Here is a 24,439-nt window from a genome sequence, read left to right as displayed (position 1 = left end):
CTAAAATTAATAAAAAAACCGGGCCGAAAGCCCGGTTTTTTTATGCTTGAAATGCTATCGTATTGCGACAATTCTTATTTTCTATATCAATTCATATGCCTGTTTTAATTCTCTGTTTGTTACTCACGCTCATCATTTTTCTGTTTCATTTTAGATATCAAAAAAAGAGCAGCTTATTAACTCCACTGGTCGTATCTATCACTTTATCTTCTATTTGCACGCTTTCTTGGTTTTATATCGTGTCTCCAGATAAGGAGCAAACCAAGGTTGTAAAACTTGCCGTTCCATTAACTATCGATGAAATCATTGTCGAGATTCAAGACAAACTAAGGGAAGACAAAAATAATGCGGATCTGTGGTTTCAATTGGGTCAAGGATATTTTGCAAATGGAGAATTTACCAATGCAGACACGTGCTTTGGTTACGTGTTGCGATTGACTGATGAACCATCATCGACCATTTACGCCGCAAAAGCCACGGCCTTATATTATTTAAGCTCACAGCGCATGACTCAAGAAGTAAATAAATTACTGGATATCGCTTTGTCTAAGGATCAACTAAACGATACGGCCTTAATGCTCATCGCTAATGACCATTTCATTAGTTTTAGATATGATGACGCGATTGAGACTTGGCAAAAAGTGTTAGATTCAGAACGCCAAGGCATAGACAGAGTAGCAATTATTAACTCTATAAACAGAACCCAAGCACTACAAACTAAGTAGTTCTTAGTTTCTTGATATTGAGTGCTTGCTCTGCATGTTGGCTGTTGTTTTGGCAGGCTAGTTGGCTTGCTCTCATCTTTTTAATTGAACAGGTTGCTTGCAACTAACTAATGGGTGATATTTTTAAGCTATTCGTTTCATTTTAGGCCATTTCCTTTCTATCTATACAAGAGTGTGCAGTGTATATCCGTTTCGACGCTTAGCCTTATTGTGTATATTACTCAAATCGATTAGTCCGATTGCAACCAACAGTTTAACCCTGGTGGGAGTAATCTGCACTTATGTTTGGATTGAATAGCGTGGTCAATCTTAAGTCCTCTGCAATCAACCATAGCCAAGATTGAATCGTTTAATTCTTTTAAAACCAATCAATCTTGGTGAAGAGATGACGCCAGAGCGCAACTAAATCGGTGGTTTGTTTGATGGTCGAAGAGTGGGCAAGTTTATTGCCTAGCCAATCTAGAGCCAATTGGGGCGACTCGTTATTCAAAGATCAACGAAACACACCAACACAATTAGACAATATTTTATATTCAGGTTGTATACTTGAACAACTAATTGATATTGAGTGCTTCTCTATTACATACGCATATACGCCAACGAAATATACTAACACACCGGAACCATTCGTTTCCAAGTTGATGTTTGAAGAAAAATTAGGATTGCAAAAATGAAAAATGCCAGCAAAAGCTGGCATTTAATTTGAAGTCAACGGAGAGGTGTTGACCTCACTTCTCTATTAATAAGTGTACTTGTCTTGACGGGCTTTGGCTTTCGCTTCCCACTCAGGAACGAGAGTCTTGAGGAACTCCTGTTTCTCAGCATTCATCTTATCCATATCCATACCTAGTGCTTTTTGTGCAGCAGCTTTAGTAGAGATGTCTGGGATTTGAATTGGGTCAGTAATGCCTTTCTTAGCAAGTAGACGAATAATCTTAGTACGAGCGTCTGCCGCTCTGTCTACTGCAGTACCTAGAATTTCTAGTGCAACTTCAGGAGCATGCATATGGACACCGTGAGATGCAATTGCATAGTCCCAACGCCATTGTGCGTGACGGATATCCATTAAGATATCTTTCATTTCTTCTTCTGTCGCGCCAGCTTTCCAAGCTTCACCCGCTTCGAAGTGAGCCGCAACAATTTGTTTCTCAGCGATAAGCTTCATGTTAGTAACTTGAGCTTTACGTGTAGAAACAACGCCTTGGAAGTATTCTTTTTCTTGTGTGTGACACTGTGCACAAGTGTTGTCAAATGCGTCAAGTGGGTTACCCACTTTATGGTCTGTATAAACAGTACCATCGTCTTTTTCAACTTTAGGCATGTGACAATCAGCACAAACTACACCGTTCTTACCGTGTATGCCCACTCTCCAAGTTTCGAAACCTGGGTGTTGAGCTTTCAGCATCGGTGCTTTAGATACTTTATGAGTCCAGTCTTTGAAGTTAAGAGCATCGTAATACTGCTCCATGTCATCGACGGTAGTACCTTGGTCCCAAGGGAATTTAACAGACTTATTTGGACCAGTGAAATAGTATTCAACGTGACACTGAGCACAAACTGTTGCTTGTTTTTCGATATCAGATTGTTGATCAAATGGCATACCAATAGATTCAAACGCGCGCTCAACATATGGACGAGTGATCATTAGATCAGGTTCGCCATTTTTGAATGCTTCGCTCTTAGTATTGTGACAATCAGAACAACCGATAGGGTTAACTATCTCGTGGCCTAAACGTGCCCATTTACCTTCAAAATAACCGTCTTCACCTTTTTCTTCAATAACACGAGCCACGTCAGGGCCTTTACAGCTCCAACATGCCATAGGCATAGGCCCAGTCTTTTCGTCTTTAGGTGCGCCAGTACGAAGTGTTGCTCGTAAATCGTCTATAGCGTAAAAGTGACCACGTGCCTTGTTATAGTCTTTAGAGAAACCGTAACCAGCCCACATAATGACCATGTTCGGATCGCCAGCTAAAGCATCCGTTTTTTCAGTGCTCTCAGAAGTTGCTTTCCAAGTTTCGTATTGTTGTGAATGACTGCTCTCGAATGATTCGTTACGAGGGTCGCCAATCTTTCCGTCTGCAGCTACAACAACAGAAGCGCTTAACAAGCCCGCCGCTAGAATTGCTACTGACTTAGATACCCAGTGCTTACTCATGGTGTTATCTCCATGTTTATATGATTATTCAATTTATTACTCCGTTTATTTTTATACCTAGCGTTGTGGACTGGTATCCTAAATAAGAATAGGAGGTACCCGTATATATTAGACGTAAAAAATAAATAAGGTATATAGCGGGCTTATTAATTTGTTTTAGATCAATTAAATAAGGTGATCACGGACACGCTTTGTTTCATATACCTATAAAGGGGTAGGCGCTATAGTCAATAATTCTTCCTATTCAAGAAGTTACGTCGCCAAACCTCAGAAAAAATAAGGTGAAATTGGTCACTATGTGATATTAAAATTAGGTAATATTAATATAGTTATTTATAATACTTTTAATAGCGTTGTGGCTGTTCCATAATAAGAATTATTATCGTTTAGGGTTATTGTAAATTAATCCTGTAGAGTTTTTATACTTATTCAGAAATATCATTCATTAATACATTAGAGTATTCTGAATTAAGGAAAGGAAAAAAATGGCCAATATCAAGTTGACCATAGCCATAATGCTGAAGTCACTTCTTATATTATGTCTCTATGGTTTCTCTATAAATGTTTATGCGGAAACTGCAAGTGATACCACCGCTACCGCAGAACCAGAAAGAAAAAAACTGGTGATCTCACGTAAAGATAAGCAATGTGCGAAGTGTCACAAGGAATCTTATTCTTCTTTGCATGAGTCTCATGGTTACAATGCGGTTGATATACTTGGTAAGCAAGTCAAGTGTGCTGATTGTCATAATAAGATTGGCTCGAAGCATCGTAATGGCGCTCCAAAGGTGACCAAGTATTTCGAAGCTCAATCTCAGCCAGGTACCGAAAAGCAAGTGCTGACGCAAAGCGAAATATTGAAAGCGAATAAAGAGTGCACCGACTGTCATAAGCCAGACGATTTGCGCGAAAAGTTTTGGACACACGATGTCCATGCAAAAAACCTGACCTGCACCAATTGTCATAACGTCCACGCTAGTAAAGCAAAAGTACTCAGCTTTGATCATAAACAAAGAGTACAGTTATGTGTCGATTGCCACTCAGACTTCACGAAAATGAAGAGAGCTAAGCTAAACAAAGAAGACAATGAGTAGGAGAGATGACATGAGTTGTTCTAGACGAAATTTTTTGACTGGCGCAGGCGCCGTTATCTTCACTACCGGGGTTGCAAGTACTGGTGCTCTTAGCACTAAGACCCTTGCTAATACGATGGAAGATGGCGAGAAGCGTTATGGCATGGTACATGACGAAACAGCTTGTATTGGCTGTACGGCTTGTATGGATGCATGTAGAGAAGTAAATAATGTTCCTGAAGGTGTAGCAAGGCTTGAGATTATTAGAAGTGAGCCGAAAGGTGAATATCCTGATGTTGATTACCGTTTTACACGAAAATCTTGTCAACATTGTGAGAATGCACCCTGTGTAATGGTTTGCCCTACAGGCGCGGCTTATACAGATGAAGAGACTGGCATTGTCGACGTCCATCAAGATAAGTGCGTCGGTTGTGGTTATTGTTTAGCGGCTTGTCCGTACCAAGTCCGTTTTTTCCACCCTGAGCATAAGTCTGCAGATAAATGTAACTTCTGTCGTGATACCAACCTAGCGGCAGGGAAATTACCTGCATGCGTAGAGTCGTGTCCAACGAAAGCGTTGACGTTCGGTGATTTAAATGACCCGAAATCAGAAATCAATGCGGTATTAAACAATAACGTTTTTTATAGAGATAAACTGGATTTAGGCACTAAACCTAAACTGTACAAAATTCCGCACCAAAAAGGGGAGATTTAGAAATGGAAGCTGCATTTAATTTCGATACCCTCGTATGGGATTGGATAATCGCTATATATTTGTTTTTAGCCGGTATGTCTGCTGGCGCTGTGATGATATCTATTTACCTGAAGCGTAAAGTCATAGAAGGTGACCCCGCTAAAGATGGCATCTTAAAAGCAACTGCATGGATAGCGCCGTTCGGTATTATTTCTGGACTTACTATCCTGATTTTTCACTTGACCAAACCTTTGGCATTTTGGAAAATCATGATCTACTTTAACACCACTTCGGTTATGTCGATGGGTGTTATTCTGTTCCAAGTCTATCTAATGGTTCTATTTGTCTGGATTGCAATTATCTTTAAAGACACCATTATGAAATACATGCCGAAGCAACTCTCTTTTGTTGATGGCATTATTGTTAAGCTCGCTAAGATCGAAAATTTCTGGGAACTGTTCTTAGGGTTTATGGCGATCATGTTGGCAGCTTATACTGGGTTTTTACTATCGGCTCTACAAACGTACCCGATGCTCAATAATCCAGTTTTACCAATCCTATTCTTGTTCTCAAGCTTATCCTCTGGTGCTGCGGCCTGTATGCTTGGCGGTATTGTTGTGTTTAAACAGTCACCAACAAGTGCAACGGCGAAGTGGGTCCATAGCTTTGAACGTCCCGTCGTGATGTTTGAATTGTTTGTTATGCTCTGCTTCTTTACGGGACTTATCTTTAGTGGTGGTCAAGGTGAAGTTGCTGCATACAATGCGATTGGTAGTGGGTTCTGGGCAACTTGGTTCTGGTGGGGAGTTATCATTTTTGGTATGTTAACGCCATTAGCACTTAACTTCTTCATGCCAGCGGCGGTTCGACATAAAAACGGATTCATTGTTATTGTAACGGTACTAAGTTTGGTTGGTGTACTAATGTTACGTACGTTCGTTCTTTATGCTGGTCAAATGACAGTAGTATAGGAAATATAGGCTTGACCTTGTTATTACAGGTCAAGCCTAATTAAAATTATATGTATTCAGAAATCGGTCAGTTTTCTCTTCTCATCGTTGCTATTAGTTCTCTTTTTTCTTTGTGTTATGTTCCCCATCAGTGGTTAATGAAAAAAGAAGTTCCACTTGGAACATTGCTTTCATTGGTTCATGTCGGCCTTTTTTTCTCACTAATCTCAATTATTGCGTTAGCGGTGGCCTTCGTTACTGATGATTTCTCACTAGTCTATGTGGCTTCCCATTCCAATACACAGTTACCTGTTTTCTTCAAGGGAGCAGCTGTATGGGGTGGTCACGAAGGATCACTTTTATTTTGGGTCGTTACGTTGGCACTTTGGAATTCAGCCATTGCACTCAATTATAAAAAACTACCGGATGATTACTTAGCTAAAGCCCTGCTCGTATCCTCTACTCTTGTGTGTGTGTTTGCATTTTTCACACTGCTTGCATCTAATCCATTTGAAGTAAATTCTGTTTTCCCCGAAGAGGGCAGAGATCTCAATCCAATGCTTCAGGATGTTGCGTTAATCTTCCACCCGCCTTTGTTGTATATCGGTTATATCGGTTTTTCGTCTAGTTTCGCACTCGCTTTAGCAGCATTATGGCAGAAAGAGATTCCCTTTTATTGGTTGGCAATTAGCCGTCGATTTAGTTTAATTGCGTGGACTTTTTTGACCAGTGGTGTCTTGTTGGGCGCATGGTGGGCTTATTATGAATTAGGTTGGGGCGGTTGGTGGTTCTGGGACCCGGTTGAAAATGCTTCACTTTTACCGTGGTTAACAGGGACGGCGCTGGTGCATAGTTTGATCATTAGCCAGCAAGAAAAGCGTTTAATGAAATGGAGCTATGGCCTCTCTTTTATTACTTTTTCGCTCAGTATTCTTGGCACATTTGTTGTACGTTCAGGCATTATTACTTCTGTGCATGCTTTTGCCGTCGATCCCACCCGTGGTGTTGTACTCATCGCTATTTTAATTACCCTCGTGTTAGTCGGTTTTGGTAGCCAAATTTTTAGAGGTGACGACATAAAATCGAAGGCTATACAAAGTTATAAAAGCAGAAGCTTTTTGTTTTTACTTAGTAATGGTCTGTTTACTATTGCCATGATTACCGTATTGCTTGGAACTTTTTACCCAATGATCTTCCAAATATTTGGGCTGGGTAAAATTTCTGTTGGTGCACCATACTTTAACACGCTGTTCGCCCCGCTTACTTTTATGGCTTTGTTACTCATGAGTGCCGCTCTCATTGTTAAAAATAAACGGAAAACGGTAAAGTTGCTGGTTATATTCAGTATTGTGGCTCTATTAACAGGTACCGTATTATATCGAATCCAATATCAGACTATGCAGCCGATGGTGTTAGTTACATGGATTCTGTGTTCTTTTGTTTGTATTAGTATGCTTCATCGATTGTATAGTGTGGGAACGGCGAGAAGTCGGATCGCTATGTTGCCGATGTGTTTTGCTCACGGGGGGATAGTCCTTGCGTGTATTGGTGCAAGTATGAACGCATATCATTCAGTAGAAACAAGTGCGAAGCTTGGTATTGGTGACCGAGTAAGTTTCGAACGATTCCAGCTAACCTTTGAAAGCCAGAACCTGTTCATTGGTCCCAATTATACTGCTGAGCAGGTTCTGCTCAGGATTAATGGCAAACAAGAATTGGTTCCTGAAAGAAGACATTATCAAGTTAGAGTGATGAATATGACTGAACCTGGTATTAAAAGTTACTGGCATGGGGATCTGTATATCACGCTAGGTGAGAAATTATATGATGGTTCTTTCGCCGTGCGAATACAATATAAAGCGTACATACAGTGGATCTGGTTTGGTGGTTTGTTGATGGTATTTGGTGGTGTTGGTTCTCTAATATTAAACCGAAGGGTTGTGAACATTACAATGAAGGAGAAGAGTGATGAAACTGGTTAAGTTATCGGTATTGCTGGTTATCTTGCTCTCAGTATTTGGGACCCTATATTATGGCCTAAATAACGCGAATACAGAATTAAATGACTCCATGATGAATGAGCCAGTTCCAAGCTTTAACTTGGCTACGTTAAAGGGTGATAAAATCGTAGATGAGACTATTTTTGTTAGTGATGAATATACGCTATTGAATATTTGGGCGTCATGGTGTGCTGCATGTAAAATTGAACACCCTTTCCTTGTAGAACTCGCTGAATCTGGCATTACGATTGTTGGGCTCAATTATCGAGATAATCGAAAAGATGCACAAAAGGTTATTGCAGCAGAAGGAAACCCTTATGTTGAAATAGTGTATGACCCAAATGGAACGTTAGCGCTAGATTTAGGTGTATTGGGTGCACCTGAAACCTTTGTTATAGATGGTAACGGCAAGATTATTACTAGAGTGAGTGGTGTTGTTGACTCAGATGTTTGGCAAAATCAACTTGCTTCCTATTTTTAACCAGAACGAATTCTAGTAGGAAAAATGATAAAAGTATTGGTATCCATGGCCTCAGCGCTATCGCTAATGATGATTATTTTTACCGCCACAGCAGCTAACAAAAATGATCCCGTTATTTTTTATGACAACAATAAAGATGTCGCGATACAAGCAGAATTATTTGAATTTGATTCAGAACAACAAAGACAAGAGGCGGTAAGTTTAGCTAAAAGCCTTCGTTGTCCGCTATGTCAGAACCAAAATCTAGTTGAATCTAATTCTCCTGTCGCCAAGGACCTGCGACTAAAAGTGTATCAAATGGTAAAGGACGGCCAGAGTGATGACCAAATAGTAGAGTTTATGACTCATCGTTTTGGTGATTTTGTACTTTATGATCCTGCATTATCAAATAGAACATTGGTATTGTGGTTTTTTCCTATTCTTCTATTCATTCTTGGGTTATTTTTCGCTTTTAGATTGGTTAAACCAAAGCGTAACGACGATAGAAATATAGATTAAGGTTTGAAAGGTTCGGTTATTGTTATAATATAACAGTTATCCTTCGTATGGATAACGACAGTTCACTGCTATGTCGCGATATTTCATTGAAATCCTTCACTTCAATCCCAATATTGTTGTTATCATCTAGAATATCAGTAGTTCATTAATGTATTTGATGCATTAATGAATGATTAAGCGAGAATAAATATGGCTGAAGTCCGCGCCAGAGTGGCTTTAAAGGTTGGTTTGAAAAGTAATATCGATGCAGAGATTCTCTCTTTTCGTGGCTTGGAAACCGATAAAGAACATATAGCACTTGTGTTTCAAGATGCCGACCAAAAAGAAAACACCCCATTAGTGAGAATCCATTCCGAGTGTTTGACCGGAGATGTATTTCATTCGTCGCGTTGTGATTGTGGTGAGCAACTCGAAGAAACGATTAATAAAATGGGTGAACAAGGTGGGGTCATACTTTACCTTCGACAAGAAGGTAGGGGAATCGGGTTGTACAATAAGATCGACGCTTATCGATTGCAAAGTGAAGGAATGAATACCTACGAAGCGAATAATCACCTAGGGTTTGGTGACGATTTAAGAGACTTTACCGAAGCCGCACAAATGCTTAACGCCTTAGGCATTAATAAAGTTAAGCTGATTACGAATAATCCTAAAAAAATAAATGAACTGCAAAGTTTAGGCATTGAACTTGAAGAGGTGATAAATACCTTTGCCCATGTCAAGCAAGGCAATGAAAGTTACCTAAAAGCGAAGGTTTCTCACGGTAAACACAACTTAGATATTTAGTTTAAAAGATATAGCGTAGATAATGGCAATAAACCCTGCTGAATGTAGGGTTTTTTAATGTATTATTTGTAGTGTTTCTCAATAATGCTAATCTCAATCCCCACATCTGGTGATATATTGCCCTATTCTATATATAACGCTTTAATATGGCTGTCTTTTTTATGAATAATCGGTTTTTACTGATATTAGCATTGTGTTTTACTCCTCCATCGCTAGCACTAGAAGATTTGTACCAAATGAACTGGTTGCAAGTTGACAAAAAAGTCGCTTCGGAAGTCACTTATCCCGAAATTTTAAACGAAATCTATACTTCTCGTAATTTTCAACTCATTTGGCATGAACCAGAGACATCTCAAGAGTTAGAGTCATTGCTAATGATTGTGCATTACGCCCAGTTAAGTGATTTTTTCTCTGCTCGATTGTTAAGGTTGCAAAATTTACGAGATGAAGGGCAGTGGTATGAGTACGATGTTATTGCGACCGACACGATATTGAATTTTAATAACTATACCAAGCTAGTAAAAGATAACGGTTTTAAGTGGTATTACGGGAGTCGCGTGGAGCTCCCAGAAATGGTACTGACCAATGACGCTATCAATCAGTTCGTGCAAAATGTGAATAAAGGGACACTTATTGATTACGTTAGGGCTTTGAATGGCACACCAGATCAAATGGACTACGTGCATCAGGCGGTAAGTTTGCTGACAGAAGGTATAGACTCTGGAGTCAGGCGCTATGCACAAGTGGGTATTATCAAAAAAGGTGACGGCATATATAACAAACGTCCTCTCGTAGATCGTTTGAAGGTTGTTGGTATTAACACTGAAAATATCGATGTCAATACGATGAAATATGACCAGCCTCTAATTAAGGCTGTGGAACAGTTTCAAAGAATGCATGGCTTAAAAGTTGACGGGGTTATAGGAAAAGAGACGTTATACTGGATTAATAGGCCACTTGAAGACCGTTTATATTCTGTCGCGCTAAATACTGAACGTTCTAGATTGATGCCAAAGGACCTCCAAAACACTATCATCGTCAATCTCCCTAGTTTTCATTTAAATTACTGGTATCTAGGGGAAAATCAGTTTTCTTCAAAAGTTATCGTAGGAAAAAAGAAAAGAAAAACACCGCTGCTAAGAGTGAAAATGGATACATTAATCATGAATCCTTCATGGAAAATCCCTAAAAAACTAGTGCGTGAAGATATCATTCCTTTAATTAAAAAAGATGATAGTTATCTTGAAAGAATGAATATGAAAATCGTAAAGTACTGGGGTTCGAAAGAGGTTATTGACCCTTCGACGATTGATTGGCAGACAGTCGATCCAGACACTTTTTCATACAATATGATACAGGCGCCCGGGAAACGAAATGCGTTAGGTGCATTTAAGTTTAATACACCAAATGCTAGAGCTATTTACCTACATGATACGCCGTCAAAATATCTGTTTAACAATACAACGCGTGCTTATAGTTCAGGATGTATCAGGGTTCAATATGCAGATAAATTTGCTCAAACCTTGATGAAAGTGCAGGGGATTGAACCACCGAAGCAATCCATTGAAGACCCGATAATGCATCGCGTAGCGCTGAAACGGCATATACCTGTTCATATACTCTATCAAACTGCTTGGGTTAAAAATGGGCAGATCCAATACAGAAAAGATATCTACGGTTATGACAACAGAACATCCTCTTTAAATTTGACTAAAAATTGACAAATTGAGCTCTTCGAAAAAAACTGCAATTAATTCAATATTCAAACCGACAATTGTTGGCTTGAATATTGTATGTGTATTCCAGTAACAAAAAATACGCCCGTACATTATTTGACTGATCAATTAATGTACGTTAATTTGCACAGCGTTTATTTAATGAAGAGAACTTTATGCCAATTAATACAGTAGACCGTCGACAATTTTTACGTCTAAGCGCTGGAGGTGTTGCCCTTGCTACCTTTTTCCCTACCAGTGTACTGGCCTCATTGGCAGAACAGAATAGTCAATTGACTAAGAACAAAGTGGTTTCGTTTAAAAATCTCCATACCGGAGAAAAACTACAAACGCAGTTTGATTCAAATAATAGAATCTTTTCGGCCGAAATAAATAAGATAAATCATATCTTTAGAGATTTTCGTAGAAATGAAGTACATGAAATCGATAAGCATTTACTGAGTCAACTTAATGCTATTCAAACGCTCTTAAACTCCAGTGCTGAAGTGCAATTAATATCCGGTTACCGGTCACCTTTAACCAACGAGTTGTTGCGGTCTAAGTCTGGTGCAGTGGCAAAAAAGAGTTTTCACATGTTAGGTAAGGCAATGGATTTCCGCTTGGAAGGGGTTCCGCTTGACGAAGTCCGAGATGCGGCAAAAACATTAAAAGCAGGTGGCGTTGGTTATTATCCAAACAGTAATTTCGTTCATATCGATTCTGGTCCAGTACGTTCTTGGTAACTAGCTTGTATTGTGCGTCCTCAAATGTCATAGTTTTGCCATAAACATAAACCAACCTGAGCAAAACTATGAGCCTTAAATATCAAATTGTCCCAGTCACTTCTTTTGCACAAAACTGTTCAATTGTTTGGTGTGACGAAACCATGAAAGGTATCGTTATTGATCCCGGTGGGGACGTAAAGCAGCTCACAATGCTAATTCAAGAACTGCGTGTAGATATCGTCAATATATTGCTGACTCATGGTCACTTAGACCATGTCGGTGGGACGCAGCCATTGGCTCAAGAGTTCGGTGTTGAGGTAATAGGTCCTCACAAAGCGGACAATTTTTGGTTGCAAGGGTTGGAAGGTCAGAGCAAGATGTTCGGTTTTCCATTAACAGAATCTTTTGAGCCTCAGCATTGGTTGCTTGACGGTGATGAAGTTACTTTTGGCAATCAAACATTCGCGGTCTACCATACTCCGGGACATACGCCTGGGCACGTTGTGTTTTACAGCAAAGAAGCTCAACTTGTTTTTGTCGGTGATGTGTTGTTTGCAGGAGGAATAGGCAGAACCGATTTCCCGCAGGGTGATCACGAAACATTGATTCGATCTATAAAGACCAAGTTGTGGCCTTTAGGCAACGACGTAGGATTTGTTCCCGGGCACGGACCTATTTCAACTATCGGTAGAGAGCGAAGAACAAACCCATTCGTAGCTGACGAAATGCCTCTGTATTAATCATCATTTGATGGTCATATTTTTAATTAAAGTCCGCTAAATATCGGTTTTTGTTCAATTATTATTCAACCTATCGTCCAAAACTGTAAATCGTCTCGAATTTTTGGTATAAAAGCGCTCTTTAGTTTTTACCGCTGCGGATTTTAGGAAAATATAATGAGACTCGCTCATAAACGTAAAGTGCAAATGAAGTTGCAAAAACGCGTAAAAGTCGTTTTAACAGCACCTTCAACAGAGCCAAAACAGAAAAATACAGTTCAAAATGACGTGATTAAAGTAACAGAAGAGAAAGTTGTTACGTCTATTGCCTTAACACCAAAACAACAACAAGTTCTTGATATTGTTTTGAATAGTCCTGAAGGAATCAATAGTAAACAAATTGGTTTAGAAGCAGGGCAAGAAGAAGGCAAAGCTGCCTCTTGGGCGACGGGTGCACTGAAAAAGTTACTAGAAGAAAATCTTGTACTAAAAGTGCAGCTTGAAGGTAACAAGGTTCAGTATAAAGCGAACTAAGACCTTATTTAATTAGGCTCATAAAAACGAAGCTCCTTATTAGGAGCTTTTTTGGTTTTACTCTGCTGTTTTTCGTCGGTGAGCTATAGGTCACAAAATTATAACATTTATCCGATCGGGTTTAATGTTAACTACGTAGGTACTATATACGAGCCTACGTTTCTTTCAAGCCAATAAGTCATTGTAATATGGTGATATAAACTCACGATAATTTTCTCATTGCGTATTAATACGTAATACTAAAGTCGAACTTAAATGTGTAAATGTTAATTGGATGCGTGTTCACGCCGATTTCATTATGTGTCGAATATGTCCATTGTTACCCCGTGTGCTTACTGGCGTAAGTATCGATAAAATAACAAAGGACGTAAAAAAATGAGTCTAATTTCGAAATCAGTGAAACGAGTCTTTACAGGGACGATGGTTGTCGCTGCAGTATGTACATCGCTAATGGCGACGAGTGCGACTGCTGCTGACAAAGTGTATCGATTAAAATTAGCAGAAACATGGGGACCGAACTTCCCAGTATTTGGTGATGCAACGAAGAATATGGCGGCAATGGCAGAGAAAATGTCAAATGGTCGGCTAGTGATTCGCATCGACTCTGCCAACAAACACAAAGCACCGCTTGGTGTATTTGATATGGTTAAATCTGGACAATACGATATGGGGCACTCGGGCTCATATTATTGGAAGGGCAAAGTACCCAATACATTGTATTTTACGTCGATGCCATTTGGTATGACGCCTGCAGAGCAGTACGCGTGGTTTTATCACGGCGGTGGTATGGAGTTAATGGATAAGGTTTACGCACCTCACAACCTGCTTTCATTTCCTGGTGGTAACACGGATATACAGATGGGTGGTTGGTTTCAAAAAGAGATCAATAGCGTTGATGACCTAAAAGGGTTGAAAATGCGTATACCTGGATTCGCAGGTGAAGTATTGGCTGAACTGGGTGCAAAACCAACTAATATTGCGCCTGGAGAGCTATATACATCGTTAGAGCGCCGCACCATTGATGCATTAGAGTGGGTTGGTCCTTCGTTAGATCTTCGTATGGGGTTCCACAAAATTGCACCTTATTACTATACAGGTTGGCATGAGCCGGGTTCTGAACTGCAGTTCTTAGTGAATAAGCGTACTTATGAGAAGTTACCAGAAGATTTACGCGAAATTTTAAGAATAGCAATGCGCACCGCTGCTTATGACATGTACACACAAGCAACGCATGAAAGTGGTAAGAATTGGGTATCAATGAAGACTGAATATCCAAACGTTCAAGTTAAGGATTTTCCACCTGCAGTAATGAAAGCATTACGCGAAGCAAATGATAAATTACTTGCCGAGCATGCAGCTAAAGACCCACTAACGAAAGAGATTCAAGATTCTCAAGCGTCTTACCTAAAACAAGTACGTTCATGGACCAATATTTCCCATCGAGCCTACCTAAATAGCCAAGCAGAGTCTGAATAAAGGCCAAATAGCAAAAAGGGCAAGAAAAATAACAACTTGCTCTAGAACCCTAAGAAGAAATCCATAATAATAACAAGCGCTGCCATAAGGCAGCGCAATAATTAAATTATAAATTCCACGGAGTTCGGAATGAGAAGTCTTATCAAGATGGAACAGTTGTTCAATCGTATAGGCGATCTATTAGGCTGGTTAGCCAGTATTTTATTTATCCTGCTTGTTATAAATGTTGTTTACGATGTTGTTATGCGTTATGCGTTCAACGATGTATCTATTGGTTTCCAAGAACTGGAGTGGCACCTTTTTTCTGCCGTATTTTTACTTGGTGTCCCTTACGCAATTCGTACTGCGGGACATGTAAGAGTTGATATTTTTTACGAAAGACTATCCACAAGAGCACAATCTATTATTGATCTGATAGGCACCCTTGTTTTTTTACTCCCATTTTGTCTTTTAGTTGCTTGGTATGGTATCGATTTTGCCAAAGAAAGCTATGCGCTCGGTGAAACATCCGGTGACCCAGGTGGTCTAGCTTACCGTTGGATTATTAAAGCACTCATACCACTTTCTTTTATGTTTATGGCACTCAGTGGCGTTGGTCTTTTACTCAATTCTATCAATAATATTATCAGTCCTAAAAGAGCTATATTAGAGACAAAGAGGAACGAATCATGATCGGTATAGTGATGTTTTTTGTTGCTCTCTTGGCTTTGTTACTTGGTTTTCCTGTTGCCTTTACATTTGGTGGTATCGCTTTCCTATTCGGCACTTGGGCCGAGGGAATCGAGATGTTTGCCTTCATGCCTTATCGAATACAGTCGATAATGGAGAATACCGTTCTAATGGCGGTCCCGTTGTTTGTATTCATGGGCTTAGTATTGCAAAAGACCAAATTGGCAGAGCAGTTATTGGAGTCTATGGGACGCCTGTTTGGGAATGTTCGTGGTGGTATAGCAATATCAACCGTTTTAGTAGGTGCATTGTTAGCCGCATCTACTGGAGTGGTAGGTGCATCTGTTGTGGCGATGGGGCTTATTTCTCTGCCAGTAATGCTTAAATATAATTATGACAAGGGCCTAGCGTGCGGAACGATTTGTGCTTCAGGTACCTTAGGTCAGATTATTCCGCCTTCTATCGTTTTGATTCTATTGGGGGATGTGCTCGGTGTACCGGTCGGAGACCTTTTCCAAGCGGCAATATGGCCAGGTTTCGTACTAGTCGGTGCCTACATTATCTATATCCTTATATACGCTAAGCTTAATCCAGAAGCGACACAAACGATAGAAAGGGATGAGTCGATATCACGCCAAGAAGAGGTCATTACTGCCCTTAAAGCGGTTATTCCTCCTCTTGCCCTCATTATTGTTGTTTTGGGGTCGATATTTGCAGGTATTGCAACACCAACAGAATCGGCGGCGTTGGGTGGTACAGGGGCGATTGTTCTTGCGATTATTTATAAGCAATTTAGCTTCCGCATGGTTTATGAGGCATCGAAAGAGACCGTAAAAGTAACCGCGATGGTGTTTGCTATTTTGCTTGGTGCAACGGCCTTTTCCATGGCCTTCACCTATACCGGTGGCGACATACTTGTCGAAGAGTGGATGCTTGATTTGCCGGGAGAAAAATGGGGATTTTTAATCATTGTAATGCTCGTGATATTGGTTCTCGGGTTCTTTATCGATTTCGTTGAAATCTGCTTTATTATTGTCCCAATTATTGCACCTGTAGCGGAGCTTATGGGGATCAATATGGTTTGGTTTGCTATCTTGGTTGCGATGAACCTACAAACCTCCTTCCTTACACCACCATTTGGTTTTAGCCTATTTTACCTGAAAGGGGTCGCCCCCAAAGGGGTGACGACAGCCGATATTTACCGAGGTGTATTGCCCTTTATTCTGATTCAAGTGGCGGTTTTAGTTAGCTTATTGGTGTTCCCTGGTTTTTATGGAATGTGATCGAATCCGAGGTTAATCCGTATTAATTACAAACTATTAACATAAGTTGTTATGATAAAACCGTTCGTTTTTGCGAACGGTTTTTTTATTTGGTTCAAGCTCAGGTTATTTAGGGAAAAGAAATGCCACTTAAAGCAAAATTAATCCTATTGACCCTCATTCCTTTGATTATAGTGAGTGCCAGTATTAGCTGGATATCTATCTATCAAGCCAAATCACTTGGTCAAAAAGAGATCGAGATATTTCGTGATAACTTGATACAGGCTCGAGAGTCTGCTTTAAAAGACAGTATCGATATGGCAATCAGCGCTATTCTGCCAATATACGAAAATGCATCATCTAGTGACCTCGCTGCACAAGAGCAGGTAAAAACAATTTTAGGTCAACTGAGTTACGGAAACGATGGTTATTTTTTTGTTTACGATAGGGATGGAGTGAATTTAGTCCATCCTATGTTGCCAGAACTTGTTGGTAAAAACTTGATGGAGTTCCAAGACAACAACGGTGATTATCTTATTGAAGCGTTGTTGTTTCAAGCGCAAGCTGGTGGTGGTTTCCATCGATATCTATGGCAAAAACCATCAACCAATGAAGTGGTTCAGAAACTAAGTTATGCCGCCTGGCTCGACAAGTGGGGATGGATGGTCGGCACCGGGCTCTATATTGAAGACATCAGCAATGAAGTGATGCAAATGCAAGATACGGTAAACAAGAATATCGAAACCACGTTTTTTTCGGTTATCTCTATATTGGCGGTTACGGTTGCCGTCATAATTGTACTGACCTTGGCTATCAATTTACATGAACATAGGTTAGCGGATAGAAACCTAAAAGAACTGGCTCATAAAACAGTCATGTTTCAAGAGGATGAAAAGAAACACTTAGCACGGGAATTACATGATGGCATTAATCAATTACTGGTATCGAGTAAGTGTCACCTTGAGATTCTAGATAACAAACTGGATCATAGTGAAATGAGTGATGTGCTTAACCAACACATTGAGAAATCGCAAAGCTCATTATCGATGGCGATTAATGAAGTTCGTAGAATTTCACATAACCTTAGACCAAGTGCACTAGATGATATTGGCTTAGAGGCGGCTTTAATGACGTTGTTAAAGGATTTTAAATCACATTCTGAGATCGAAATAGAAACGCTCTTTGATACTCAAGACGGCAAGCTTAATTCTGAAATTGCGACGACGCTTTACCGAGTGACCCAAGAGTCGCTAACTAATATTGAAAAACATGCAAATGCTTCAAAAATCACAGTTATTTTGCATCAGATGGGTAACATGTTACAACTGATGATTCGAGATGATGGAGTTGGATTTGACGAAGTTGATGGTTTAGTTAAAAAAGGTATTGGTCTGCGAAATATGAGAGAAAGGGTAGAATTTATTGGCGGGGAGTTTGAGCTTTCAAGTGAACCGCATTTAGGCACGGAGATCACTGTGTTGCTTAACTTGGATGGGTTGATGGTATGGAAAAACCGATAAGAATTATCATTGTAGATGATCATCAAGTTGTATTAGAAGGCTTTATGGCCAGACTAGAGATTGAGCCTGAAATCCAAGTTGTGGCAACAGCATCAAATGGATTGGAAGCGATAGATACAGTTAAACAGCATCAACCTGATGTGGTTCTAATGGATGTGAGTATGCCAATTATGAATGGTATTGACGCGACCAAATTAATCAAAGAAGAATTCCCCGATGTGAAAGTGTTGATGTTAACCATGCACGACAACCGTGAATATATAATCAATGTCATGCAAGCCGGCGCGGTTGGATACATGCTTAAAGAAATATCAGCTGAAAAAATGGTACAGGCTATCAAAACGGTTAACTTGGGCTCAACCTACTTCTGTGAATCGACAACGCAAACTCTGTTTGCTGAAGCGGTTATACCCGCCGCTAAAAAGGCAAACCCTTTAAGTCGTCGAGAAGAAGCGGTATTAAAACTCGTTGCGCAGGGCAGTAGTAGTAAAAAGATAGCGAGTCTTTTAAATATTAGTTACCGAACCGTCGAAACTCACAGGCAAAACATAAAACACAAATTGAATGTGCATTCTACTGCTGAACTCGCTAAATACGCCGTTGAAACTGGATTGCTAGATTGATGAACCGCCCCTGAACGGGGCCGGTTCATTCGAAGTCTGAGGTCAATGCGGCGTTATAGAACTGCGGCAATACCTTTACAAAGCGGTCCCATATTCGCTTTGGTCATGCCTGCAACACTCACACGACCAGAACCTACAATATAGATAGAGAACTCTTGCTTTAAACGTTCTACCTGACCTTTATTTAGACCAGAGAAAGAGAACATGCCATTTTGACGTTCGATAAAACTGAAATCGCTCGTCACGCCTTCTGCTTTGAGTGTTTCTACAAACAACGTGCGCATCTCTTGAATACGATCGCGCATTTCTGCGACTTCTAATTCCCATTCTGCTCGTAGCTCAGGATTGTTCAAAATATAGGTAACAACCGCTGAACCGTGGGCCGGTGGGTTAGAATAAATCGAACGAATAATGGCTTTAATTTGAGAGAATGCAGTTGCTGCCACTTCATCAGATTCGGCAACAATCGTAAACGCACCAACCCGTTCGTTATATAGCCCAAAGTTTTTAGAAAAAGAGCTCGCGACTAGCATTTCTTTATTAAATTTAGCAAATGTACGTAGACCAGATGCATCCTCTTCCACGCCTTTTGCAAAGCCTTGGTAAGCGAAGTCAAATAAAGGAACCAGTTTTTTGTCAGCACACAGTTTAGCAAGTTGCTCCCACTCTTCTGCGGTTGGGTCGATACCTGTAGGGTTATGACAACAGCCGTGTAGTAGAACAATATCCCCTTCGCTAGCATGAGAGAGATCAGCGACCATTGCAGAGAAATCTTTCTCTTTTAACGTCGCGTTGTAATAACTGTATTGTACGGTTTCTAAACCTGCAGCGGTAAACACGCTATTGTGATTCGCCCAAGTAGGGTTGCTTATCCATATCTTAGGTGAACCTAATTGACGCTTAATGAATTCGCCTGCCAGACGTAGTGCTCCAGTACCACCAGGGGCCTGTGCCGTTTTCGCTCGTTTAGTAGAGACTATCTCTGCGTCAACACCGAACAGGAGTTTTTGTACGGCTAGGCCGTATTCTGCAGTACCTTCAATGGTGAGGTAAGATTTTGTTTTTTCAGATTCTAGGATGGCCGCTTCAGCTTTCTTCACGGTAGCAAGTACAGGAGTAGTTCCTTGCTCATCCTTATAAATACCAGCACCTAAGTTGATTTTTTTAGGGTTGGTGTCTTTTTTAAATAGCTCTGTTAGGCCAAGAATAGGGTCGGCCGGAGCCGCAGCAACTTTCTCAAACATAATCTTCATCCGTGTTAATTAGTAGTGGGTTATTTTATTTATACCTGTATGAATGAAAACTGACAACAGTAAAAAAGAAGAAAAACCTAAATAAAGTTAATTTGGATGAATTTAATGATTTAAGTCAGCCTATTTAGCACTTTAAACAGCAAAAATTCCAAATTCAGCTGAACTTGTTGAATGTTGTTGTTCATAAATTGCGCATAAAAACGTTATTGATTTTTATCTTTAAAACGTGCAGCAATCTCTACGAACTCAGATTCTACCGACAAGAAGGCTTCCACTATTAGCGGGTCAAAGTGACTACCTGAACCTTCCAGTATGATAGATTTCGCTTTTTCATGACTAAAAGCTGGTTTATAGACTCTTTTCGATATTAACGCGTCATAAACATCAGCCAGAGCCATTAACCGTCCAGAAATTGGGATGTTGTTGCCTGATAGCTGCTTTGGATACCCAGAACCGTCCCATTTTTCATGGTGGGTCAATGATATCTCTTTGGCCACATTTAGGAATGAGCATGGCCCTAATTGCTCTTCGGCAAAGGAGAGGGCATCCGCACCAATCTGAGGATGTTGTTTCATTATTTCAAACTCTTCTTCGGTGAGTTTTCCGGGTTTGAGCAATACGTTGTCAGGAATACCAACTTTACCCATGTCGTGCAGCGGTGCTGATTTGTGAAGAATGTCGATATACGAAGCAGACAATGTCTCAGAATACAAAGGGTGTGAAGATAGGTTTTGGGCCAATGCTTTCACGTACTGCTGTGTTCTGAGGATATGAGCGCCAGTTTCATTGTCACGCGTTTCAGCCAATGCGGATAAACTTACAATGGCGATGTCGCGGGTGTTTTCTACTTCTGCTCTAGAAGAGTGAAGAGAGTCGAGCATGTCATTGGTCAATGATGCGACTGATCCTAACTCGTCGTTATCAAATATAGGAACACGAATATCGACTTCTCCAGCGCTTACTTTCTCTAACGCGAGTTCCTGAGAGTCGAATAATTGTTTCAGCAGTTTTGTCCATAAGACGATTATGGTTGCGCCATATGCTATAAGAACGAACGAAACATAGATAAACTCCTTCAATACGCTAATTCGACCAGAGCCATCTAAAAGCCGTTCAGGGTTATGTTCAAGCCAATAGATATCTTTAACTTCAATCATGGTCAGAGACGCGATTATTGCAATAATAAGCAATGAAAATAGAGAGATCATCTGCGTGATGATGGAGCGACGTTCGCCAGTTAAAGAGGTTAGAAATTGGTCACTTGCCACGTGTCTATTTTTTTCTAGAAGTTCCAATATAGTGCCAGATAGAAAACCAAACAGTGTTATACCAAAGATGACTTTCAAATTGCTGTCATAAGGGAATTCATAGTTCAGGTTGTAGAACCCTGCCAGCGGGAGACTGAATGCAAAAAAGAGTAGTGTGTCTAATTTGGAGAGCTGCCCATTGAATGGAAAAAAACCACGTGTAGACAATATATGACGAGTGACGAACATGGCAAAAAAGGTTATTGCGACATGAGATCCTATCTCGACAGCTGATAATGTTTCTAGCATCGGACAAACTCGGCCACCGTACGTACCGAAAATGATGCCAGCGATTAAATAATTCATTAAGGTATTAATGAATTGATACTTCGGTTGATACATGGCCTGTCCCTAGAATGTCGCTGGTAGTTATCTCAATTGATAAGACCTAATGGCCAACCAGTTTATTTCATGCTGATAAAAATGGAACGAAAATCATAAAAAAAGCCGCCTAAATTGGGCGGCTCTTAGCATTTTTCAAATAACGCTTTGCTGATTTAACGAAGCAAAAGACAGCGTTTAGAAATTTGCGCTTCTCGGTGTTCTTGGGAATGGAATAACATCACGCACGTTTGCCATGCCAGTAACGTAGGTTACAAGACGTTCGAAGCCCAAACCAAATCCAGAATGAGGCACCGTCCCATAGCGACGAAGATCGCGATACCAGCCCATGTGTTCAGGGTCGATGTTCATCTCACGCATGCGGTTGTCAAGAACATCTAGGCGTTCTTCACGTTGAGCGCCACCAATAATCTCACCGATACCTGGTGCGAGAACATCCATTGCTGCGACTGTTTTGCCGTCGTCATTCATACGCATATAGAATGCTTTGATATCTTTTGGATAGTTTTTAACTATCACTGGTGCTTTGAAATGCTCTTCCGCTAAGAAACGCTCATGTTCCGATGACATGTCGATACCCCATTCAACAGGGAACTCAAATTCTTTACCAGAATCAATAAGAATTTGGATAGCATCTGTGTAATCGACCTGTGCAAAGTCAGCGTCTACAAATTGTTCTAATCGAGTAATCGCTTCTTTGTTGATACGTTGAGCAAAAAACTCTAAGTCATCACGATTCTCATCTAATACCGCTTTGAATACGTACTTGAGCATGTCTTCGGCTAGCGATGCGATGTCATTAAGGTCAGCAAATGCTACCTCAGGTTCCACCATCCAAAATTCGGCTAAGTGACGACTCGTATTTGAATTTTCTGCACGGAACGTAGGACCAAATGTATAGACCTTACTCAGTGCACAAGCATAAGCTTCAGCATTAAGTTGACCCGATACCGTTAGGAATGTTTCTTTACCGAAGAAGTCTTCGTTATAATCGATATCACCTTTCTCAGTACGAGGGAGATTAGTCATATCTAATGTAGAAACTCGGAACATCTCACCCGCGCCTTCAGCATCGGAAGAAGTGATGAGAGGTGCAGACATCCAATAGTAACCATTCTCATGGTAGAAACGATGTATTGCTTGTGATAAGCAGTTACGTACGCGAGCAACAGCCCCAATGACGTTAGTACGTGGACGTAGGTGCGCAACCTCGCGCAAATACTCGATAGAATGGCGAGTCTTTGCCATTGGGTAAGTGTCCGCATCTTCAACCCAACCGACAACGTTAACGTCTGTAGCTGCAAGTTCAAAGTCTTGCCCTTTCGCTGGTGACTCAACAATGGTACCTGTTACTTCGACAGAACAGCCTGCGGTGAGTTTTAATACTTCATTAGAATAATTATCTAAATTATTAGGGACCACGGCCTGAATCGGGTCGAAACAAGAGCCGTCATAAATGGCGAGGAAAGAGATACCGGCTTTGGAATCTCGACGTGTACGGATCCAGCCACGAACAGTTACTTCACTGTCTACCGCTAGCTTTCCGCCTAAAACGTCTTTTACAGGCGCGTAAGTCATTTTATTTTTATTCTCCATAAAGAATGAACAGTAAAACATGTCGCTTTTCTGCAACGATGTTAACCAAATCTAGAAATTGTTATATTCAACCTGCGATATTACCTGTCAAATAAATAGCTTCAAGCACAAATGACAAATAAACATAGAAAAAGTACAAAATGAAGACGAGTGAGGCTAAATTCCGGTCTGACGGGCAATGTTTTATTTAAAATGGGCTCTTTGTTGTTGATAGATTAGCCAATTTGTTTCCTCAAAATATGTTGCGGACCGGCGTCACCACCAAAATAAAGAACCCCAGTATCGATAAAGCCCGCTTTTTCATAACAGCGATAAGCCGCAAGGTTTTTTTTGTTTACAGTTAAGCAGATAGAACGGCTATCGGCATAAGCACCATAAGCATAAATGAGTATACGCTGCATGGCTAATGTGCCATAGCCTTTGCCTTGATATTGTTTTCCAATCACGAAATTTCGAAGACCTAACTCGTTCTTCTCTGCAAAGGTGTATTTTTTTGAAAAGGCGGTATCTAATAGGAAAAAACCGAGTAATTCTTTACCTTCGTTAACAACGTAAAATTCGTATTCTGGTAATCTATTTTTATACAATTCTCCAAACATCGATACAAACGGTTGTTGCTCGGAACTTATTTCCAGTTCCATCAGTGTCGAATAATCTCTCAGTTTGGCTTTTCTTATGGTAATCATTGGTTGAACAAATCCAAATTGTCGTTACGAGTACAATGCGTAGAATAACTCAATTTAATTGAAGTTGCAGTGCTTGAATTATCTGCGCTGTCACCCCCCAAATGAAATGTTCTTTATAAGGGATCGCGAAGATTCGATGAGAATATGTCTTGAATTGGAAAACTTGACTATAGAGTTGATCTATATCGAATAGGTGTGCGGCTGGTACCTCAAAAACCGTATCAACTTCGTTGGCATCGATGGTGATCTGATAATCCTTATTCACCAAGGCAATAACAGGTGTCACCATAAATCGGCTGAATGTCATTAATGGAGGCAATTGTCCGAGAATAGTAACCAATTTAGGGTCAAGTCCAATCTCTTCGTTGGCTTCACGAATTGCGGTTTGTTGCAGTGAATTATCAAACGATTCTAGTTTGCCTCCGGGAAAGCTGATCTGCCCGGGATGGTGGCGTAGATGGTTAGCTCGTTTGGTCAGAATAATATGCAGACCATCATGTCGCTCAACGCAAGCAATGAGCACCGCCGCTTTGCGTAATGAAGATGGTTCCAATTTTTGCAAACGCTCTAATGATTCTGCATGATATTCGACAGGGATATTTAAACAGAAATTTTGTAGCAACGTTTGGTAATTCATCTATAAATAT

Annotated in this window: 24 protein-coding genes; 18 read left to right on the top strand and 6 right to left on the bottom strand. The window is 40.4% G+C overall.

What is annotated here, in order from left to right; genetic code table 11:
- The first annotated feature begins 239 nt into the window (after positions 1-239).
- Complete coding sequence (locus AACW90_RS12260) at positions 240-725, top strand: TPR domain-containing protein (protein ID WP_390234798.1); 486 nt, start codon at positions 240-242, stop codon at positions 723-725.
- A gap of 422 nt (positions 726-1,147) precedes the next feature.
- Entirely contained in the window at positions 1,148-1,399 is a 252-nt protein-coding gene (locus tag AACW90_RS12255; protein ID WP_390234796.1) for a hypothetical protein, read from the top strand.
- 65 nt (positions 1,400-1,464) lie between these two features.
- Here the strand turns inward: AACW90_RS12255 and nrfA are convergent, their stop codons facing one another.
- Entirely contained in the window at positions 1,465-2,883 is a 1,419-nt protein-coding gene (gene nrfA / locus AACW90_RS12250; RefSeq protein WP_275136385.1) for an ammonia-forming nitrite reductase cytochrome c552 subunit, read from the bottom strand.
- 485 nt (positions 2,884-3,368) lie between these two features.
- Between nrfA and nrfB the strand changes: the two genes are divergently transcribed.
- The 16 genes from nrfB (at position 3,369) to AACW90_RS12170 (ending at position 18,608) form a co-directional block, all read left to right on the top strand.
- Entirely contained in the window at positions 3,369-3,977 is a 609-nt protein-coding gene (gene nrfB, locus AACW90_RS12245; RefSeq protein WP_390234795.1) for a cytochrome c nitrite reductase pentaheme subunit, read from the top strand.
- A gap of 10 nt (positions 3,978-3,987) precedes the next feature.
- Positions 3,988-4,671, top strand: a complete 684-nt coding sequence (gene nrfC / locus AACW90_RS12240) for a cytochrome c nitrite reductase Fe-S protein (protein WP_390234793.1) — start codon at positions 3,988-3,990, stop codon at positions 4,669-4,671.
- Positions 4,672-4,673: 2 nt separating this feature from the next.
- Positions 4,674-5,621: a cytochrome c nitrite reductase subunit NrfD gene (nrfD, locus tag AACW90_RS12235; protein WP_390234791.1), complete on the top strand. Its 948-nt coding sequence runs from the start codon at positions 4,674-4,676 to the stop codon at positions 5,619-5,621.
- Between the two features lie 50 nt (positions 5,622-5,671).
- Positions 5,672-7,582 (top strand): heme lyase CcmF/NrfE family subunit, encoded by a 1,911-nt coding sequence (locus AACW90_RS12230; RefSeq protein WP_390234788.1) that lies wholly within the window; start codon positions 5,672-5,674, stop codon positions 7,580-7,582.
- A complete protein-coding gene (locus AACW90_RS12225; RefSeq protein ID WP_390234783.1) occupies positions 7,569-8,081 on the top strand; it encodes a DsbE family thiol:disulfide interchange protein in 513 nt (170 codons plus the stop codon). Before AACW90_RS12230 ends, AACW90_RS12225 begins: the two co-directional genes overlap by 14 nt.
- Before the next feature lie 24 nt (positions 8,082-8,105).
- The gene (locus tag AACW90_RS12220) at positions 8,106-8,579 is read left to right on the top strand and encodes a cytochrome c-type biogenesis protein (RefSeq protein ID WP_390234781.1); all 474 of its coding nucleotides are present in this window, start codon (positions 8,106-8,108) and stop codon (positions 8,577-8,579) included.
- Positions 8,580-8,768: 189 nt separating this feature from the next.
- Positions 8,769-9,365: a GTP cyclohydrolase II gene (locus AACW90_RS12215; protein WP_390234779.1), complete on the top strand. Its 597-nt coding sequence runs from the start codon at positions 8,769-8,771 to the stop codon at positions 9,363-9,365.
- A 161-nt stretch (positions 9,366-9,526) separates the two neighbouring features.
- Positions 9,527-11,086 carry a L,D-transpeptidase family protein gene (locus tag AACW90_RS12210; protein WP_390234777.1) on the top strand — a complete coding sequence of 520 codons (1,560 nt, stop codon included), beginning with the start codon at positions 9,527-9,529 and terminating at the stop codon, positions 11,084-11,086.
- A gap of 170 nt (positions 11,087-11,256) precedes the next feature.
- Positions 11,257-11,823, top strand: a complete 567-nt coding sequence (gene mepK / locus AACW90_RS12205; protein ID WP_390234775.1) for a peptidoglycan L,D-endopeptidase MepK — start codon at positions 11,257-11,259, stop codon at positions 11,821-11,823.
- 68 nt (positions 11,824-11,891) lie between these two features.
- Positions 11,892-12,545 carry an MBL fold metallo-hydrolase gene (locus AACW90_RS12200; RefSeq protein ID WP_390234772.1) on the top strand — a complete coding sequence of 218 codons (654 nt, stop codon included), beginning with the start codon at positions 11,892-11,894 and terminating at the stop codon, positions 12,543-12,545.
- 156 nt (positions 12,546-12,701) lie between these two features.
- Positions 12,702-13,058 carry a MarR family transcriptional regulator gene (locus AACW90_RS12195; RefSeq protein ID WP_390234769.1) on the top strand — a complete coding sequence of 119 codons (357 nt, stop codon included), beginning with the start codon at positions 12,702-12,704 and terminating at the stop codon, positions 13,056-13,058.
- Positions 13,059-13,433: 375 nt separating this feature from the next.
- Positions 13,434-14,534 carry a TRAP transporter substrate-binding protein gene (locus AACW90_RS12190; protein ID WP_195703057.1) on the top strand — a complete coding sequence of 367 codons (1,101 nt, stop codon included), beginning with the start codon at positions 13,434-13,436 and terminating at the stop codon, positions 14,532-14,534.
- A 129-nt stretch (positions 14,535-14,663) separates the two neighbouring features.
- Positions 14,664-15,206, top strand: coding sequence for a TRAP transporter small permease subunit (locus tag AACW90_RS12185; protein WP_275136398.1), 543 nt, complete (start codon positions 14,664-14,666; stop codon positions 15,204-15,206).
- Entirely contained in the window at positions 15,203-16,486 is a 1,284-nt protein-coding gene (locus AACW90_RS12180) for a TRAP transporter large permease (protein WP_195703059.1), read from the top strand. The genes AACW90_RS12185 and AACW90_RS12180 overlap by 4 nt, the downstream gene beginning before the upstream one ends.
- Positions 16,487-16,608: 122 nt before the next feature.
- Entirely contained in the window at positions 16,609-17,985 is a 1,377-nt protein-coding gene (locus AACW90_RS12175) for a cache domain-containing protein (RefSeq protein ID WP_390234765.1), read from the top strand.
- Positions 17,970-18,608, top strand: coding sequence for a response regulator (locus AACW90_RS12170; protein WP_390234762.1), 639 nt, complete (start codon positions 17,970-17,972; stop codon positions 18,606-18,608). The genes AACW90_RS12175 and AACW90_RS12170 overlap by 16 nt, the downstream gene beginning before the upstream one ends.
- A gap of 53 nt (positions 18,609-18,661) precedes the next feature.
- Here AACW90_RS12170 and AACW90_RS12165 read toward each other — a convergent pair whose 3' ends face one another.
- The 5 genes from AACW90_RS12165 to AACW90_RS12145 all read right to left on the bottom strand — a co-directional run bounded on the left by AACW90_RS12165 (position 18,662) and on the right by AACW90_RS12145 (position 24,429).
- Positions 18,662-19,852: an amino acid aminotransferase gene (locus tag AACW90_RS12165; RefSeq protein ID WP_390234759.1), complete on the bottom strand. Its 1,191-nt coding sequence runs from the start codon at positions 19,850-19,852 to the stop codon at positions 18,662-18,664.
- 212 nt (positions 19,853-20,064) lie between these two features.
- Positions 20,065-21,510: an HD-GYP domain-containing protein gene (locus AACW90_RS12160; protein WP_390234757.1), complete on the bottom strand. Its 1,446-nt coding sequence runs from the start codon at positions 21,508-21,510 to the stop codon at positions 20,065-20,067.
- A gap of 177 nt (positions 21,511-21,687) precedes the next feature.
- The gene (asnS, locus tag AACW90_RS12155; RefSeq protein WP_390234755.1) at positions 21,688-23,088 is read right to left on the bottom strand and encodes an asparagine--tRNA ligase; all 1,401 of its coding nucleotides are present in this window, start codon (positions 23,086-23,088) and stop codon (positions 21,688-21,690) included.
- A gap of 233 nt (positions 23,089-23,321) precedes the next feature.
- Complete coding sequence (locus tag AACW90_RS12150; RefSeq protein ID WP_390234752.1) at positions 23,322-23,792, bottom strand: GNAT family N-acetyltransferase; 471 nt, start codon at positions 23,790-23,792, stop codon at positions 23,322-23,324.
- A 49-nt stretch (positions 23,793-23,841) separates the two neighbouring features.
- Positions 23,842-24,429 carry a CoA pyrophosphatase gene (locus tag AACW90_RS12145; protein ID WP_390234750.1) on the bottom strand — a complete coding sequence of 196 codons (588 nt, stop codon included), beginning with the start codon at positions 24,427-24,429 and terminating at the stop codon, positions 23,842-23,844.
- Positions 24,430-24,439 lie beyond the last annotated feature (10 nt).

The sequence above is a fragment of the Vibrio frigidus genome (genome assembly GCF_042465995.1).
In the GTDB taxonomy this organism is placed as follows: domain Bacteria; phylum Pseudomonadota; class Gammaproteobacteria; order Enterobacterales; family Vibrionaceae; genus Vibrio.
Note: the sequence above shows the minus strand (reverse complement) of the source record. Positions and strands in the feature narration are given on the sequence as shown.